The following is a 14,397-nucleotide window of genomic DNA, read 5'->3' as shown; positions in this document are numbered from 1 at the left end:
AGCATCATAGATGACGCAGGGATTTCTTTTGCAGGTGTATTCTCCGCTTCCGTCATTCCGGCCTTGAGCCGGAATCCAGCCGACGTGCGTCTGCGCGGCGAGAAGACTCTTTCCAGCCCAAGGACTTGGGCTGGCTGGATGCCGGATCAAGTCCGGCATGGCGGACGCGGGATGTCACGAATACAGTGAATATCGAGCCTTCGATATCAGTCCCAATTTAGTGTCGCCTATTGCGACAGGGGACTGAGCCGGATTTTTTTGCGGCGTATTGGGTCAACCAGTTTGGGACGCCCGCTTGAAGCGCGCATTCACATAGTTTTGCGAGACACAGCAATACACAGGCCGATACGGCTGCACCTGCTGGCTCCATACGCATGGCGATTGGCTGCCATGCGCTGTGTGCATTACCGGCGGAACAGGCCACGGTCGATTTCGCGCTGGCGGAATTCCAGGTCGACATTCGAAACGGAGGCGCTGAGATATTCGAATTCGCGTTCCTGAGTGGTCTTGCCACGAACGGCACGGGCGATCTTGCGAAGCGGAGTAAACATGATTTTCGGTCCTTTCGGTTTGGAACTGGCGTTTCTCATCGGTGTTCATCCACCGGCACGCCGCATTTCCTTCTCTTCAATTTCTGAGATGAAAATAGTCGCAAACCGCCTCCACGACCAGAGACAGGAAAAGGCCGCTGCCATGCATTCAGCGCATAACAGCGGCCTTTTTAGTATTTGCAAAGGATCAAAAATGCCTCAATCGAAGGCACGCGTCACTGTCGAGACGCAATCGAGATCCTTGAGCTGCGACAGGAGCTGGTTCAGCTGCCTGAGATCCCAGACTTCGACATCCAGCGCCAGCTCGGAGAAATCCGTGCCGATGCGCACCATGTTGAGGCCGCGAATATTGACATCAAGCGTCGCGATCGATTGCGCCACCGAGGCGAGCGTGCCCGGCTCGTTCAGCGCATTGATCATCACCCGCGCCATGAAACGCGACTTGTTCGCCTCATCGAGATCCCAGCGCACATCGATCCAGCGCTCCGGCTCGTCGTCGAAGCGTTGCAGCGCCGGTGCCTGAATCGGATAGATGGTGATGCCCTTGCCTTTTTCCATGATGCCGACGATGCGGTCACCCGGAACGGCGCCGGCGGCACCGAAATGCACGTCGACATTGCCGGAAAGGCCACGGATGGGCAGCGGGTCCGGCCCATCCAGCATCTCGGCCGCACCGTCGTCCTCGAGAACCGAGCGCGACTTGCCGGGGATCTTGAAGACCATGCCGGAGGCGCTGCGCATGTTGAACCAGCCATCATCGCCGGTCATCTTCACCGTGACGCGCTCATCCTGATAATCGGGATAGACCGCGCGCAGCACATCCAGCGAGGAGACCTCACCGCGGCCGACGGCGGCGATGGCGTCTTCGACATCCTTCTGCGCCAGACGATGCAGCACGGGCTTCAGCGCTTCACGGGAGAAGGCCTTGCCGGCGCGCTCGAAGGTGCGCTCCAGAATGCGGTAACCGAGGCCGGAATATTGCTTGCGGATGGCCATTCGGGTGGCGCGGCGGATGGCCGAGCGGGCCTTGCCCGTCACCACCACCTCTTCCCAAGCGGCCGGCGGCACCTGCACGCCGGAGCGAATGATCTCCACCTCGTCGCCGTTGTTCAGGCGGGTGACGAGCGGCATGATCCGACCGTTGATCTTCGCGCCAACCGTGGTGTCGCCGATATTGGTGTGAACGGCATAGGCGAAATCGATGGGCGTCGCGCCGCGCGGCAGCGCGATCAGCTTGCCCTTGGGCGTGAAGCAGAACACCTGATCCTGGAAAAGCTCGAGCTTGGTGTGCTCGAGGAATTCTTCCGGGCTGTCCCCTTCGGCCAGCGATTCGATGGTGTGGCGCAGCCAGGAATAGGCATTCGATTCCGGCGAGAGCAGATCGCCCTCCCCGTTTTCACCATCCTTGTAGAGCGCATGGGCGGCGATGCCGAATTCGGCGATCTCATGCATGCGCTTGGTGCGGATCTGCAGCTCAATACGCTGGCGTGATGGGCCGACGATGGTGGTGTGGATGGAGCGATAGTCGTTCTGCTTCGGCGTGGAGATGTAGTCCTTGAAGCGGCCCGGCACCACGCGCCAGCGGGTGTGAACTATGCCCAGCGCCCGGTAGCAGGAGGGAATGTCGTCCACCAGAATGCGGAAACCGTAGACATCGGAAAGCTGCTCGAAAGACAGCGACTTCGACTGCATCTTGCGGAACACCGAATAGGGTTTCTTCTGACGCCCTTTGACATTGGCTCCGATGAGGCCGTTCGCCACGAGAAGCTCGCGCAGCTCGTCCTCGATCTTCTTGATCAACCCTTCATTGCGCGTTTCCAGTTCCTGCAGGCGGTTGGTCACCGTCTCGTAGGCTTCCGGGTTGAGATAACGGAAGGACAGGTCCTCCAGCTCATCGCGCATATCCTGCATGCCCATGCGGCCGGCGAGCGGCGCATAGATTTCCATGGTCTCTTCGGAAATGCGGCTGCGCTTGTCGGCCGGCATATATTCCATGGTGCGCATATTGTGCAGGCGGTCGGCGAGCTTCACCAGCAGAACGCGCACGTCATCTGAAATGGCAAGCAGCAGCTTGCGCAGGTTTTCGGCCTGCTTGGCCTTGCGCGTAACGAGATCGAGCTTCTTGAGCTTGGTCAACCCTTCCACCAGCCGGCCGATATCCTCGCCGAAGAGCTCATCGATTTCGGCGCGCGTGGCGGTGGTATCCTCGATCGTATCGTGCAGCAACGCCACCGCAATGGTCGATTCGTCGAGATGCATTTCGGTGAGGATCGCGGCAACTTCCAGCGGATGCGATATATAGGGGTCGCCATTGGCCCGCTTCTGCTGGCCATGTTTCTGCATGGCGTAAACATAGGCCTTGTTCAGCAGGGCCTCATTCGCATCCGGTTTATATTTTTGAACCCGCTCAACGAGTTCGTATTGCCGCATCATGCGATATTCCACAAAAAGAAAGCGCGCCAACCTGAGGGTCGGCGCACAATGCTGCATCAATAGGGATCAGATTATGACGGCAAATATTGACAGACGGTAACCACCGCCCGCCAATGGCGTCATAAAGTCAGATCAATAGTCGTCATTTTTTTCCGGCGGCACAAGGCCTTCGATACCGGCCAGCAGTTCTTCTTCCGACATCTGGTCGAAAGTAACCGTTTCAGGCTGGTCGTCGTCTTCGCCATCGGCGACAGCGGAGGCTGCGAGCGTGACCGGATCGGGCTCGGGCTCGTCCACTTCCACATGCTTCTGCAGCGAATGGATGAGGTCTTCCTTCAGATCGTCGGGAGACAGCGTCTCCTCTGCGATTTCGCGCAGCGCCACGACGGGGTTCTTGTCGTTGTCGCGGTCAACCGTGATGGAGGAGCCTTGAGAAATCTGGCGCGCACGGTGGCTGGCGAGAAGCACCAGCTCGAAACGGTTGTCTACTTTATCAATGCAATCTTCAACTGTGACGCGGGCCATTGCCTGTCCTTTGCGTGTCGTAATGTCGTGGATCAGAGCGCCGTGCAATGTTTGGGGTGCACAAGGGATGCTCTAACCTATTGAATCTGCGCTTCGTGCCCTGCGAAAAACATTCAGGATTTCTCGCGACGAAGCTTTCCAGCTTCCGATACAGCCATTGGCCGCGGAATTCAAGTTTTTCCTGTCTTTGGCGTCTTTTGGCACCTTATTGCCCATGTTTGGCGTCTGATGAACAAAATGTCTAGAAGAATTGTCTTGGAATACGGGTGAAGTTACCTTACTTAAAACGCAACGGCGATGCGCAAACTTCGTTGATACGACATGTTTTTTTGCGTTAGCGACCGGAAATAAAAGCCAGATAATGGCCTTTCCAAAAAAAGGAATGGGATGGAATGTTCGATCCACGGGAGAAAATTGCGCTCTTCATAGATGGAGCCAATCTTTATGCAGCATCGAAAAGCCTGGGATTCGATATCGACTACCGCAAGCTCCTCAAGGCGTTTCAAAAGCGTGGATACCTGCTGCGCGCCTATTATTACACCGCATTGATCGAAGATCAGGAATATTCCTCGATCCGCCCGCTGATCGACTGGCTGGACTATAACGGCTACAAGGTCGTGACGAAGCCGGCGAAGGAATTCACCGACGCGCTCGGCCGCCGCAAGATCAAGGGCAACATGGATATCGAACTGGCGGTCGATGCCATGGAACAGTCCGAAACAGTCGACCACCTCGTCCTGTTCTCCGGCGACGGCGATTTCACCACGCTGGTGGACGCGCTGCAACGCAAGGGCCGCAAGGTTTCCGTGGTTTCCACCATGGCAACGCAGCCCGCCATGATCGCCGACGATCTGCGCCGGCAGGCCGATCACTTCATCGATCTGATGACGCTGAAGGCCGAAATCGGTCGCGATCCGAACGAGCGCCCTGCCCGGCATGTCGAGAGCCCTGAGACGATCTGATCCCGGTTTTTGCTGCGATTAAATCACGAACGCGTCCGTCCGAAAGGCGGGCGCGTTTTTGTTTGGCGACATTGCAGGGTGAAACCGTCCTGCCGGTGAGGTAAAAATTGCCTTTGAAATTAACAAACATCAAATTCAGACAGTCAAAATTATAACTTGGTTAATTTTAGACGTGTCTAAATCACCCCAACGGCGCCAACCACATGATTTCGGTGCCAAATCAGGATGACTAGACATGCATGGCCAAGCAAAAAACGACCGACAACTCGATGAGAGACTGAATTTTCTGGGGCTTGGCCACGAGCAGCGGCAAAACCTTTCAGACATGAAGGGCGTCATCACCGGTTCTCTCGATGCGTCTCTCGATCGTTTTTATGCGAAGGTGCGCACGGTGCCGGAGACGGCGAAGTTTTTCGCCAGCGATGCGCATATCCAGCACGCCAAGAGCATGCAGGTAAAGCACTGGACGCGCATTGCCTCCGGTACGTTCAATTCGGATTACACCGATGCCGTGACCGCCATTGGCCGCACCCATGCCAAGCTGGGGCTGGAGCCACGATGGTATATTGGCGGTTACGCGCTGATGCTTGATGGCATCGTAAAAGCCGTCATCGATTCCGAATTGAAGGGCCTTTTCGTGGAAAAGAAGGCCAGAAAGCTGAAGGACGCCCTGACGGTGACCGTCAAGGCCGCCCTTCTAGACATGGACTATTCCATCTCCGTTTACCTCGACGTGCTCGCAACCGAACGGCTGAAGGTCGAGGCAGAGCAGGCGCAGATGAAGAAGGAGCAGGACCACGTTCTCGAACTGCTCAACAACGCGCTCAACAAGCTGGCGAATGGCGACCTCACCTCCAGCATCGGCGAAAAAACCGCGCCGCAATTCGAAGGGCTAATCGCCAATTTCAATACGGCCGTCGGCAATCTCTCCGGTGCATTTGCGCAGATCGTCGAGGAAGCCAACAAGATATCGGGCAATACCCGCGAGTTGACGTCTGCGACCGACGACATGGCCCGCCGGACGGAGCAGCAGGCGGCAGCCCTTGAGGAAACCGCCGCCGCCGTCGAAGAAATCACCACCATTTCCAGGCTTTCGGCGCAGCGCTCCGAAGAGGCCAAGGCCATCGTCGAAAGCTCGGCTGTCGAGGCGGCACGGTCGCGCGATGTGGTGACGGAAGCGGTAAAAGCGATGGGCGCCATCGAGGAATCGTCACAGAAGATCACCCAGATCATTTCCGTCATCGACGAGATTTCGTTCCAGACCAATCTTCTGGCGCTGAATGCCGGCGTGGAAGCCGCCCGTGCCGGCGATGCTGGCAAGGGTTTTGCCGTTGTCGCCCAGGAAGTGCGCGAGCTGGCGCAGCGTTCGGCCACCGCCGCCAAGGAAATCAAGACCCTGATCGCCAAATCCTCCGATGATGTGATGCAGGGTGTGTCGCTGGTCAACAAGACTGGCGAATCCCTGAATACGATCGGCAACAAGGTGGATCACATCCAGGATCACATCACCTCGCTGACCAAGGCGGCGCAGGAGCAGTCCGTCGGCATTCAGGAAATCAGCGCCGCCATCAACAGCATGGACAATCTGACCCAGAAGAATGCGGCCATGGTGGAAGAAACCAATGCGGCGACGCATAATCTGAGCGATGTCAGCGCCAATCTTGCGGCGCTTGTCAGCAGATTCAGCGTTTCGGCTTCGAGGGCGCATGTGGAGCGGACATATCGGGCTGCTTGAGCGACATCAAGCGCTTTCCCTCTCCTCATTCCTGTGCTCGTCACAGGAATCCAGTCGACACGCGTCGGCGTGGCGGGGAGAGTCCTTTCAGCCCAAGGACTTGGGCTGGCTGGATTCCTGTGACAGGCACAGGAATGAGGGAGGCAGATTTTAGGCGTTGTTACCCTTCAGCAGACGCGACTTCTGCCGGTTCCAGTCGCGTTCCTTCTCCGTCTCGCGCTTGTCGTGCAGCTTCTTGCCCTTGGCGAGCGCCAGTTCCAGCTTCGCGCGGCCCTTTTCGTTGAAATAGACCTTCAGCGGCACCAGCGTCATGCCGTCGCGGTTGATGCCGGCGCGCAGGCGGCTGATTTCGCGTTTGCTCAAAAGCAGCTTGCGACGGCGGCGCGGCTCGTGGTTGAAGCGGTTGGCCTGCAGATATTCCGGCAGGTGGGAGTTGATCAGCCAGATTTCATCGCCCTCATCCGAGGCGTAGGATTCGGCGATGTTCGCCTTGCCTTCGCGCAAAGACTTGACCTCGGTGCCGGTCAGCACCAGCCCTGCCTCATAGGTGTCGATGATTTCGTAGTTGAACCGGGCCTTGCGGTTTTCCGCAACGATCTTGTTCACCACGCGCTGGCTGCCTTTGGGGGCCATGATATTTCAATCCCTTGTTTTTCTTATTGCGCCTGCGACCTGTCGGTCGGAGCGGTTTTCGAGCTATATTTTTGCGCATGTCCTTGTCCCAAAACCGGTGACCACTTTTGGGAGACATGCTCTATTTAGTATCGTCGCCGTAAAAAGAAAAGGCGCGCGGAACGCTTCTGTCGCGAAGCGGTCCATTGCGCGCCTCTCAGGCCTCAGGCGTGTCTCAGTTCATCAGGCCGGCATGCTTCAGCGCCGCGTCGATGGCTGCTTCGGTTGCCGGTTCCAGCGTGCTCATCAACGGCGAGCGGACCCGGCGATTGCCGGCGCGTGTCTTCGAAAGCGCATATTTGGTGCCGCAGACGCCGGGCTCCATGAAGATGGCCTTGTGCAGCGGCATCAGGCGATCCTGATATTCCAGGGCCTTCGCGTAATCGCCGGCAAGCATCGCCGCCTGGAACTCCGAACAGAGACGTGGAGCGACATTGGCGGTGACCGAAATACAGCCGACGCCGCCATGGGCGTTGAAGCCGAGCGCCGTGCCATCTTCGCCCGACAACTGGATGAAATCCTTGCCGCAGGAAATGCGCTGTTCGGAGACGCGGTCGAGCTTGCCCGTCGCATCCTTGACGCCGACGATGTTCTTGTGCGCCTTGACCAGCGCGCCCATGGTTTCCGGCGACATATCCACCACCGAGCGCGGCGGGATATTGTAGATGACGATCGGCAGCTTCACCGCTTCGGCGACAGCGGCAAAATGGGCGAACAGGCCCTTCTGCGTCGGCTTGTTATAATAGGGGGTGACAACCAGCAGTGCATCCGCACCGGCTTCCTGCGCGTGCAGGGCAAGCTCGATCGCCTCATCGGTATTGTTGGAGCCAGCGCCCGCAATGACCGGAACCCGTTTCGCCGCTACCTCAATGCACAGCTCGACCACACGTTTGTGCTCGTCGTGGGACAGGGTTGGAGATTCCCCCGTCGTGCCAACAGGCACAAGTCCGTTGCTGCCTTCGGCGATCTGCCATTCCACATGGGCGGCAAACGCCTGTTCGTCCACGGCGCCATTGTCCGTGAACGGGGTAATGAGGGCGGGAATTGATCCCTTGAACATGCAAAGCTCCTGGCGCCGAGCCGGTTCATGCTTCGGCCGCATTCGATGGTTAAAACCGGCACACATTAGTGCCAGCCCTTGGCGCCGACAAGCGCAAAGGAAGCCTATTTTGTCCGAAATTGTCGGAAGTGTGACACTCTGCGAGCGTCATGCGGCAGCTGAAAAAACGAGGCGGTGGAAATAGGCGCCGCTCGCAGGCCGGTGAATAAAAGTTGATAGGATTGCGCAGCCGCAGGTAAGGTTTCGTTAACCTCACTCTCCGTAGATTTGAGGGCGGGATTTCGGACCAGAACCACAGGCGCTTCCCGCAATCCCGCTGCAATGAATTGACAATACAAGAAGGTCGATTGTTTCCGTCCGGTAATGAAGAGCGGTATGAAAAAGACAGTTTGGGCATTGATGGCGGCAGGTCTTGCCGCGACCGTTTGGAACGCACTGGCCGGCCCCGTGCCGGAGGGTGCGGTGCCGCTTCCCTATGTGAAGCCGAATGCCCCGACCGTTCCCGCCTTCATGCCCGCCTCCCCCGAAATCACCGGCGCGATACCACGCCTCAACCGGCCTGATGACGCGGGCCAGCTGAAAGCGGGCCTCGACGCCCTTTCCAGCCGCGATGCCGCGCGCGCCATTGCGCTGCGCAACGCCATGCCGACGGGAAGCCTCGACCGGCATATCCTCTCCTGGGCGATTGCCGTTTCCGGCCAGAAGGATGTGCCTTCCGCCGAGATCGCCGCAGCCCAGCGCGAATTGACCGGCTGGCCGGGTGCGGCAACCTTGCGCGCCAATTCAGAAAAAGCGCTTTACCGTGAAGATCCACCCGCGTCCCAGGTGCTTGCCGCTTTCGGCAGCAGCCGGCCGGAGACCGCCGAAGGCACCGTGGTACTCGCCAAGGCCCTCGCTTCTTCCGGCAAGGGCGCGGAAGCGCAGAGCCTCATTCGCCGGCTCTGGGTCAGCGAAGGCATGGACAAGGACATGGAAGACCGTGTTCTTGCCGAATTCCCGAGCTATCTGACGCCCGCCGACCACAAGGCGCGCATGGACTATCTGATGTATCGCAGCCGCATCGGCCAGGCCAAGCGCTTTGGCGATCTGGGCAAGGCGCAGTCGCTTTACAATGCCTGGGCCGCCGTGTTGCAGCGATCCGCCAATGCGGGCGCGCTTCTGGGCAAGGTCGACGCGACATGGCGCAACGACACGGCCTTTCTCTTCGCGCGGGTTGAAAATCTGCGCAACCAGCAGAAATATCCGGAAGCAGCGGTCCTGTTGCGGCAGGCGCCGAAGGAAGCGGGCAAGCTCGTCAATCCCGGAGAATGGTGGAATGAGCGACGCATCATCGCCCGCGGCCTTGCCGATCTCGGCGATTTCGCCGAAGCCTACCGCATTGTCGCCAATCATTCGGCCACCTCCGCCGTCGATATTGCCGATGCGGAATTCCATGCCGGCTGGTACGCGCTTCGGGCGCTGCGTGACCCCGCGGCGGCTTCCCGCCACTTCAATACGCTTTTGCAGACCTCGAACCGGCCGCTTTCGGCTTCGCGCGCCTATTATTGGCTCGGGCGGACAGCGGAAGCGGGTGGGCCGGGCAATGCCCGCGACTTCTTTACCAGGGCTGCCGCCCATCCCGGCACCTTTTACGGCCAGCTTGCCGCAGCACGGATCGGCACAAAGACGCTGAACGTCACTTATCCCAGCCCAAGCGGTGGTGATCGGGAGCGCTTTGCTGGCAGAGAGGCCGTGCGCGCCATCGACCGGCTGGAGGCCGCGGGCTATGGCTGGCGGGCCGACAGCCTTTACCGGTCACTGGCCGATCAGCTCGACAGCCCGGGCGAACTTGCCATTCTGGCCGCAAGGGCGGAAAGCAACGGTAACCATCAGGTCTCGCTGCAGATCGGCAAGACGGCGTTCAGCCGCGGCATCGATGCGGCCGCCCTCGCCTATCCGCTCGGCGTCATTCCCGCCAGCGCCAATATTGCCGGCTCCGGCAAGGCACTTGCCTATGCCATCGCCCGGCAGGAGAGCGCCTTCAACCCGGCCGCCGTCTCCGCCGCCAATGCCCGCGGGTTGCTGCAATTGTTGCCGGGAACCGCCAAGGGCGTGGCCGGACGCCATGGCCTGCCCTATACGCAGGCGATGCTGACGAGCGACGCGGGATATAACGCCACACTCGGTGCTCACTATCTTCGCGAGCAGATCGACAGTTTCGGCGGCTCCTATATCCTCACCTTCATCGCCTATAATGCCGGCCCCAAGCGCGTGCCGGAATGGATCGCCCGTTACGGCGACCCGCGCGGCAAGCCCATCGACGAGGTGGTCGACTGGATCGAACGCATCCCCTTCCCCGAAACGCGCAATTATGTGCAGCGGGTGATGGAGAATTATCAGGTCTACAAGTCACGGCTGGGACAACAGGCCGATATTGTCGACGATCTGCGCCATGGACGGGCGGGATAAAGGTCAAGTTCATCGGCCGAGCACTGTGAGACCATCGAAGCACCGGCTGGCCCGGTGCTTTTTTGTTTCCCTATCCAAGCCACGCGGTTTTCCGCTTCAGCAAATATTCAAACGAAAAAGCCCGGCTCTAGAGCCGGGCTTTCCCATCACTGACAATGTCAGATCAGATTAGAACGTGCGCTGAAGGCGAACGAAGCCGGTGACTTCATCGTCACGACCATCTTCGTCGTAGTAGTTGGCGGTGATCTTGGTAGCCAGACCTTCGGTGATCTTGTAGTCAACCGTCAGACCAGCAGTCCAGGCGTCACGGTCGCCAACGAAGTCGCCGTCAACAGGGTTGACGTCCAGCTTGCTGAGGTATTCGAAGCCTGGGGTAAGCGTCAGACGATCCGTAGCCTTGATCGCGTACTCAACAGCAACAGCCCATTCAGACTTTGCGTAGTAAGCGTTGTCGCCCGAAGCCCATACACCAGCAAGACCGAAGGTGCCCGGACCAATGTCAGCGAACAGGATGCTGCGGATAGCAACGTTTTCTGCATCGAAGTCGTAGCTGGCGATCAGGTTGGCGGTAACTGCGCCGAACTTGCCGCCGATCATGCCGCCGATGCCGACGTTGTTGTCCGGACCGTACTGGTACTGACCGTACGAACCTTCAAGCTCGTCAACCGAGAGAGCAGCCTGGAAAGAACCAGCGTCGTAGGTGTACTTGATCGAGTTGAACAGGGTGTTCGTGGACAGAATGTCGGTTTCGCCATTCAGATCGTCGTCCCACCAGCTGTAGAACTTACCGACCTTCAGGCCGCCGAGTTCGATGAAGGCCTGGTCAACGAAAACGCTGGAACCAGAAGCAGTGCCGTTGTCGGCATTGCCACGGAAGCCGATGAAGCCACGCAGAGCACCGAGTTCGGTGTCGGTGCGGGTGTCAACTTCGAACTGGGCGCGCGTGAACGAATTCCAGTCAGACGTACCCTTGGCGTCACGGCCAAAGTTGGTCTGGAAACGGATGTAACCGCCGAACTTCAGGCAGGTTTCGGTGCCGGGGATGTAGAAGAAGCCGGTGCCGAAAGCGTCGCAAACGCGAACGTATTCAAGGGGCTCAGGCTCGGCAGCGACGATAGCGTCAGCGGCCTGTGCGCCGGATACTGCTGCGAGAGCCGCAGCGGAGCCGATGAGAAGGCTCTTGATGTTCATGGTTGACCTCCAGTCAAACGCCAATTTTCTAAGCAGCGGGTGGGAAAGCACTAACGAATGCGTGCCGCTTATGGAGCTGATTAGAGCCAAAACCTGGCGGACAGGCAATCGCAATCATGACGAAAGGAAGACAGTAAGGTGTCCTTAGTTTTTCATTGTTGCGAAATAGCTACAATTCTAACCGACCCCGACGCACTTCTTAACAAATCGTTAATTTTTGATTTATTTCAAGCACTTGCGGAAAGTGGCAAATCTTTCTCATGAGTCAAATCCGTCGCAAAAACAAAATACCGACGCAATCAGGCCATGTGAGATTGTCCAAAAAAGGGATTTGCGGCTCTCCAGAATTCACAGACAGCGCTTAAAATCGACTCGTTGTCCCACCTTCGTACATTTCCGGAGGCAGAGGATCCCGCACGAATCAACAGCCGCAATTGCCATCAAGGCCAGTCATCCGCTGCGACGCCGGGTCGAAACATCAAAGCCAATCGGCACCCGGCCACTGGCGTGGCGATGATCCCCACACCTCTTGCCGGAAAGGCGTTACAGAAACGAAAAAGCCCGGCTCGAGAGCCGGGCTTTCCATCACTGACAATGTCAGATCAGATTAGAACGAACGCTGAAGGCGAACGAAACCCTTAACCTGGTCGTCACGGTTGTCGATGTCAACGTAGTTAACAGCGATCTTCGTGGAGAGGCCCTGCGTGATCTTGTAGTCGAGCGTCAGACCAGCTGTCCAGCCGTCGTCGTTCGAGAAGTCATCCCAGGAAACCAGGCCGTAGTTGCCGTAGTACTGAACGCCGGGGGTGATCGTCAGCTTGTCGGTTGCCTTGATGGCGTATTCCGCAGCAACTGCCCACTCGGAGACGTTGTAGTAAGCGTTTGCGCCGGAAGCCCAAACACCAGCCAGGCCAAGCGTGCCCGGACCAACGTCAGCCGTTGCGATCAGGCGTACAGAGCCATTTTCGCGGTCGGTGTCGTAGCCACCGATGAGCTGGAAGGAAGCAGCGCCGAGCTTGGCGCCAACGCCGAGAGCAACACCAACGTTGTTGTCGGTTTCGTTAAACGGACCAACAGTGATGCCTTCGAGTTCGTCAACCGAAACGCCTGCCCAGAACGAGCCAGCATCGTAGGTGTAACGAATGGAGTTGAACAGAGCGTTGGAAGACAGCTCGTCCGTTTCGCCAGAAAGGCTATCGTCCCACCAGCTGTAGAACTTACCGACCTTCAGGCCGCCGAGTTCGATGAAGGCCTGGTCAACGAAAACGCTGGAACCAGAAGCAGTGCCGTTGTCGGCATTGCCACGGAAGCCGATGAAGCCACGCAGAGCACCGAGTTCGGTGTCGGTGCGGGTGTCAACTTCGAACTGGGCGCGCGTGAACGAGTTCCAGTCAGACGTACCCTTGGCATCGCGGCCAATGTTGGTCTGGAAACGAACGTAACCGCCGAACTTCAGGCAGGTTTCGGTGCCGGGGATGTAGAAGAAGCCGGTGCCGAAAGCGTCGCAAACGCGAACGTATTCAAGGGGCTCAGGCTCAGCAGCGACGATAGCGTCAGCAGCCTGGGCGCCGGATACTGCTGCGAGAGCCGCAGCGGAGCCGATCAGAAGGCTCTTGATGTTCATGGTTGACCTCCAGTCAAAGTTTTTAAAAGGGTCTGGGTACTTTCGCTGAAGGACAGCATTCCCTGCCCCATTCCCGTGTTCTTAGAAGCCAAACGATCCACCGCCTCGCTTCTGGTCGTGAAAATACAAAAGGTTTCGCGGCTTGCAATCGCCAACATCCGATAAACCGCATTTACGTATATGCTTCATTTCGGTTTGTTGCGGAAACAACACACAGTGCACCACCAAAGGATAAGCGGCTTTACGATGCGTTAAGAAGTTCCTTGAAAATCCGTTAGTTAGCGCAGTTAACAAGGTCTTTCTAAACTACACGCCTTTTCGGCGATCCGTTGCTGCGCCGGCCAGTAATGATGGAAATATTTGCCTGTTCTCGGCCCGGCCCTTGGCATGATGTCGCAGCGTGTATCGGGAAACACATGCCGTCTGCCACCGATTCACCGGATAACGATTCGGCAGACCTGCTTCGACAGAAGCTTTGACTGATGATTTGCATATAAGGGGTATCGTCGTTTCGGCCACATGAGATTTCATGAGCAGCGACTATGAGTCGGCTTGAGACGATTTTTTCGGGAGGAGTTACGCTATGCGCTGAAGTGGCGGAGAGGATGGGATTCGAACCCACGATACGCTTTTGACGTATACTCCCTTAGCAGGGGAGCGCCTTCGACCACTCGGCCACCTCTCCGGTGCGGCCTGATTATTGCGTAAAAAAAATGAATGCAAGGCTTTTTCGCCAAGAAGCCGAAAAACCTGTTGGACGGAGGGCGGTCGGTCAAACTTTACGGGAGAATTGGGGAACTTCTTTAAGGCCGGCACGTTCTCACTTCGGTAACAAAAGAGGTGTTCTAATGGCTCAGACCAAACTGAATGTTGTCGAAGACACGATCGAAAATCAGATTGCGGAGTTGCGCACGCAAATCGCGTCTCTCTCCAAATCGGTTTCCGCCCGCGCGGAAGGCGTTGGTGAAGACGCATCGGAATTTCTGGATGAGGCGCGCGGCCGCGTTCGCAAGGCAGCGAGCAATGTCCGCGCCCAGGGCCAGAATGTGGTGGAAGCGGTCAAGGAAAATCCGGGCACCGCAACCTCGCTGCTGACGATCGTCGGCGCACTCGGTTTCGCGATCGGTTATGCGGTCGGCGCCGGCACGCAGCAGAGCTCGTCGAATAGCAGCCTTTATCGCTGGCGCTAATCGACT

At 57.9% G+C, this 14,397-nt stretch carries 11 protein-coding genes and 1 tRNA gene; 4 read left to right on the top strand and 8 right to left on the bottom strand.

Annotation, left to right across the window (positions count from 1 at the left end; translation table 11 throughout):
* Positions 1-404: 404 nt before the first annotated feature.
* From AC1ROR_RS02340 to rpoZ, 3 genes are all read right to left on the bottom strand, one after another.
* Positions 405-551, bottom strand: coding sequence for a DUF3563 domain-containing protein (locus AC1ROR_RS02340; RefSeq protein ID WP_162180472.1), 147 nt, complete (start codon positions 549-551; stop codon positions 405-407).
* A gap of 198 nt (positions 552-749) precedes the next feature.
* Complete coding sequence (locus AC1ROR_RS02335) at positions 750-2,984, bottom strand: RelA/SpoT family protein (RefSeq protein WP_003521127.1); 2,235 nt, start codon at positions 2,982-2,984, stop codon at positions 750-752.
* A 132-nt stretch (positions 2,985-3,116) separates the two neighbouring features.
* The gene (gene rpoZ / locus AC1ROR_RS02330; RefSeq protein WP_498588510.1) at positions 3,117-3,509 is read right to left on the bottom strand and encodes a DNA-directed RNA polymerase subunit omega; all 393 of its coding nucleotides are present in this window, start codon (positions 3,507-3,509) and stop codon (positions 3,117-3,119) included.
* A gap of 392 nt (positions 3,510-3,901) precedes the next feature.
* Between rpoZ and AC1ROR_RS02325 the strand changes: the two genes are divergently transcribed.
* A complete protein-coding gene (locus AC1ROR_RS02325; protein WP_035218078.1) occupies positions 3,902-4,471 on the top strand; it encodes a LabA-like NYN domain-containing protein in 570 nt (189 codons plus the stop codon).
* A 235-nt stretch (positions 4,472-4,706) separates the two neighbouring features.
* Positions 4,707-6,206, top strand: coding sequence for a methyl-accepting chemotaxis protein (locus AC1ROR_RS02320; protein ID WP_498588509.1), 1,500 nt, complete (start codon positions 4,707-4,709; stop codon positions 6,204-6,206).
* Positions 6,207-6,356: 150 nt separating this feature from the next.
* Here AC1ROR_RS02320 and smpB read toward each other — a convergent pair whose 3' ends face one another.
* Entirely contained in the window at positions 6,357-6,839 is a 483-nt protein-coding gene (smpB, locus tag AC1ROR_RS02315; protein WP_046798750.1) for an SsrA-binding protein SmpB, read from the bottom strand.
* Between the two features lie 214 nt (positions 6,840-7,053).
* Positions 7,054-7,938: a 4-hydroxy-tetrahydrodipicolinate synthase gene (gene dapA / locus AC1ROR_RS02310; RefSeq protein ID WP_035218085.1), complete on the bottom strand. Its 885-nt coding sequence runs from the start codon at positions 7,936-7,938 to the stop codon at positions 7,054-7,056.
* 375 nt (positions 7,939-8,313) lie between these two features.
* Here dapA and AC1ROR_RS02305 point away from each other — a divergent pair, with 375 nt between their 5' ends.
* Complete coding sequence (locus AC1ROR_RS02305; RefSeq protein ID WP_498588508.1) at positions 8,314-10,386, top strand: lytic transglycosylase domain-containing protein; 2,073 nt, start codon at positions 8,314-8,316, stop codon at positions 10,384-10,386.
* Positions 10,387-10,554: 168 nt separating this feature from the next.
* Here AC1ROR_RS02305 and AC1ROR_RS02300 read toward each other — a convergent pair whose 3' ends face one another.
* The 3 genes from AC1ROR_RS02300 to AC1ROR_RS02290 all read right to left on the bottom strand — a co-directional run bounded on the left by AC1ROR_RS02300 (position 10,555) and on the right by AC1ROR_RS02290 (position 13,886).
* On the bottom strand, positions 10,555-11,577 hold the full coding sequence (locus AC1ROR_RS02300; protein WP_498588507.1) for a porin: 1,023 nt from the start codon (positions 11,575-11,577) through the stop codon (positions 10,555-10,557).
* 607 nt (positions 11,578-12,184) lie between these two features.
* Complete coding sequence (locus AC1ROR_RS02295) at positions 12,185-13,201, bottom strand: porin (protein WP_498588506.1); 1,017 nt, start codon at positions 13,199-13,201, stop codon at positions 12,185-12,187.
* A 594-nt stretch (positions 13,202-13,795) separates the two neighbouring features.
* Positions 13,796-13,886, bottom strand: a tRNA-Ser gene (locus AC1ROR_RS02290).
* A gap of 163 nt (positions 13,887-14,049) precedes the next feature.
* On the opposite strand from AC1ROR_RS02290, the gene AC1ROR_RS02285 reads away from it, so the two are divergent.
* Positions 14,050-14,391 (top strand): hypothetical protein, encoded by a 342-nt coding sequence (locus AC1ROR_RS02285; protein ID WP_003496975.1) that lies wholly within the window; start codon positions 14,050-14,052, stop codon positions 14,389-14,391.
* The last annotated feature ends 6 nt before the right edge of the window (positions 14,392-14,397 follow it).

The organism is Agrobacterium sp. GW821-FHT14E08 (genome assembly GCF_058803865.1).
Note: the sequence above shows the minus strand (reverse complement) of the source record. Positions and strands in the feature narration are given on the sequence as shown.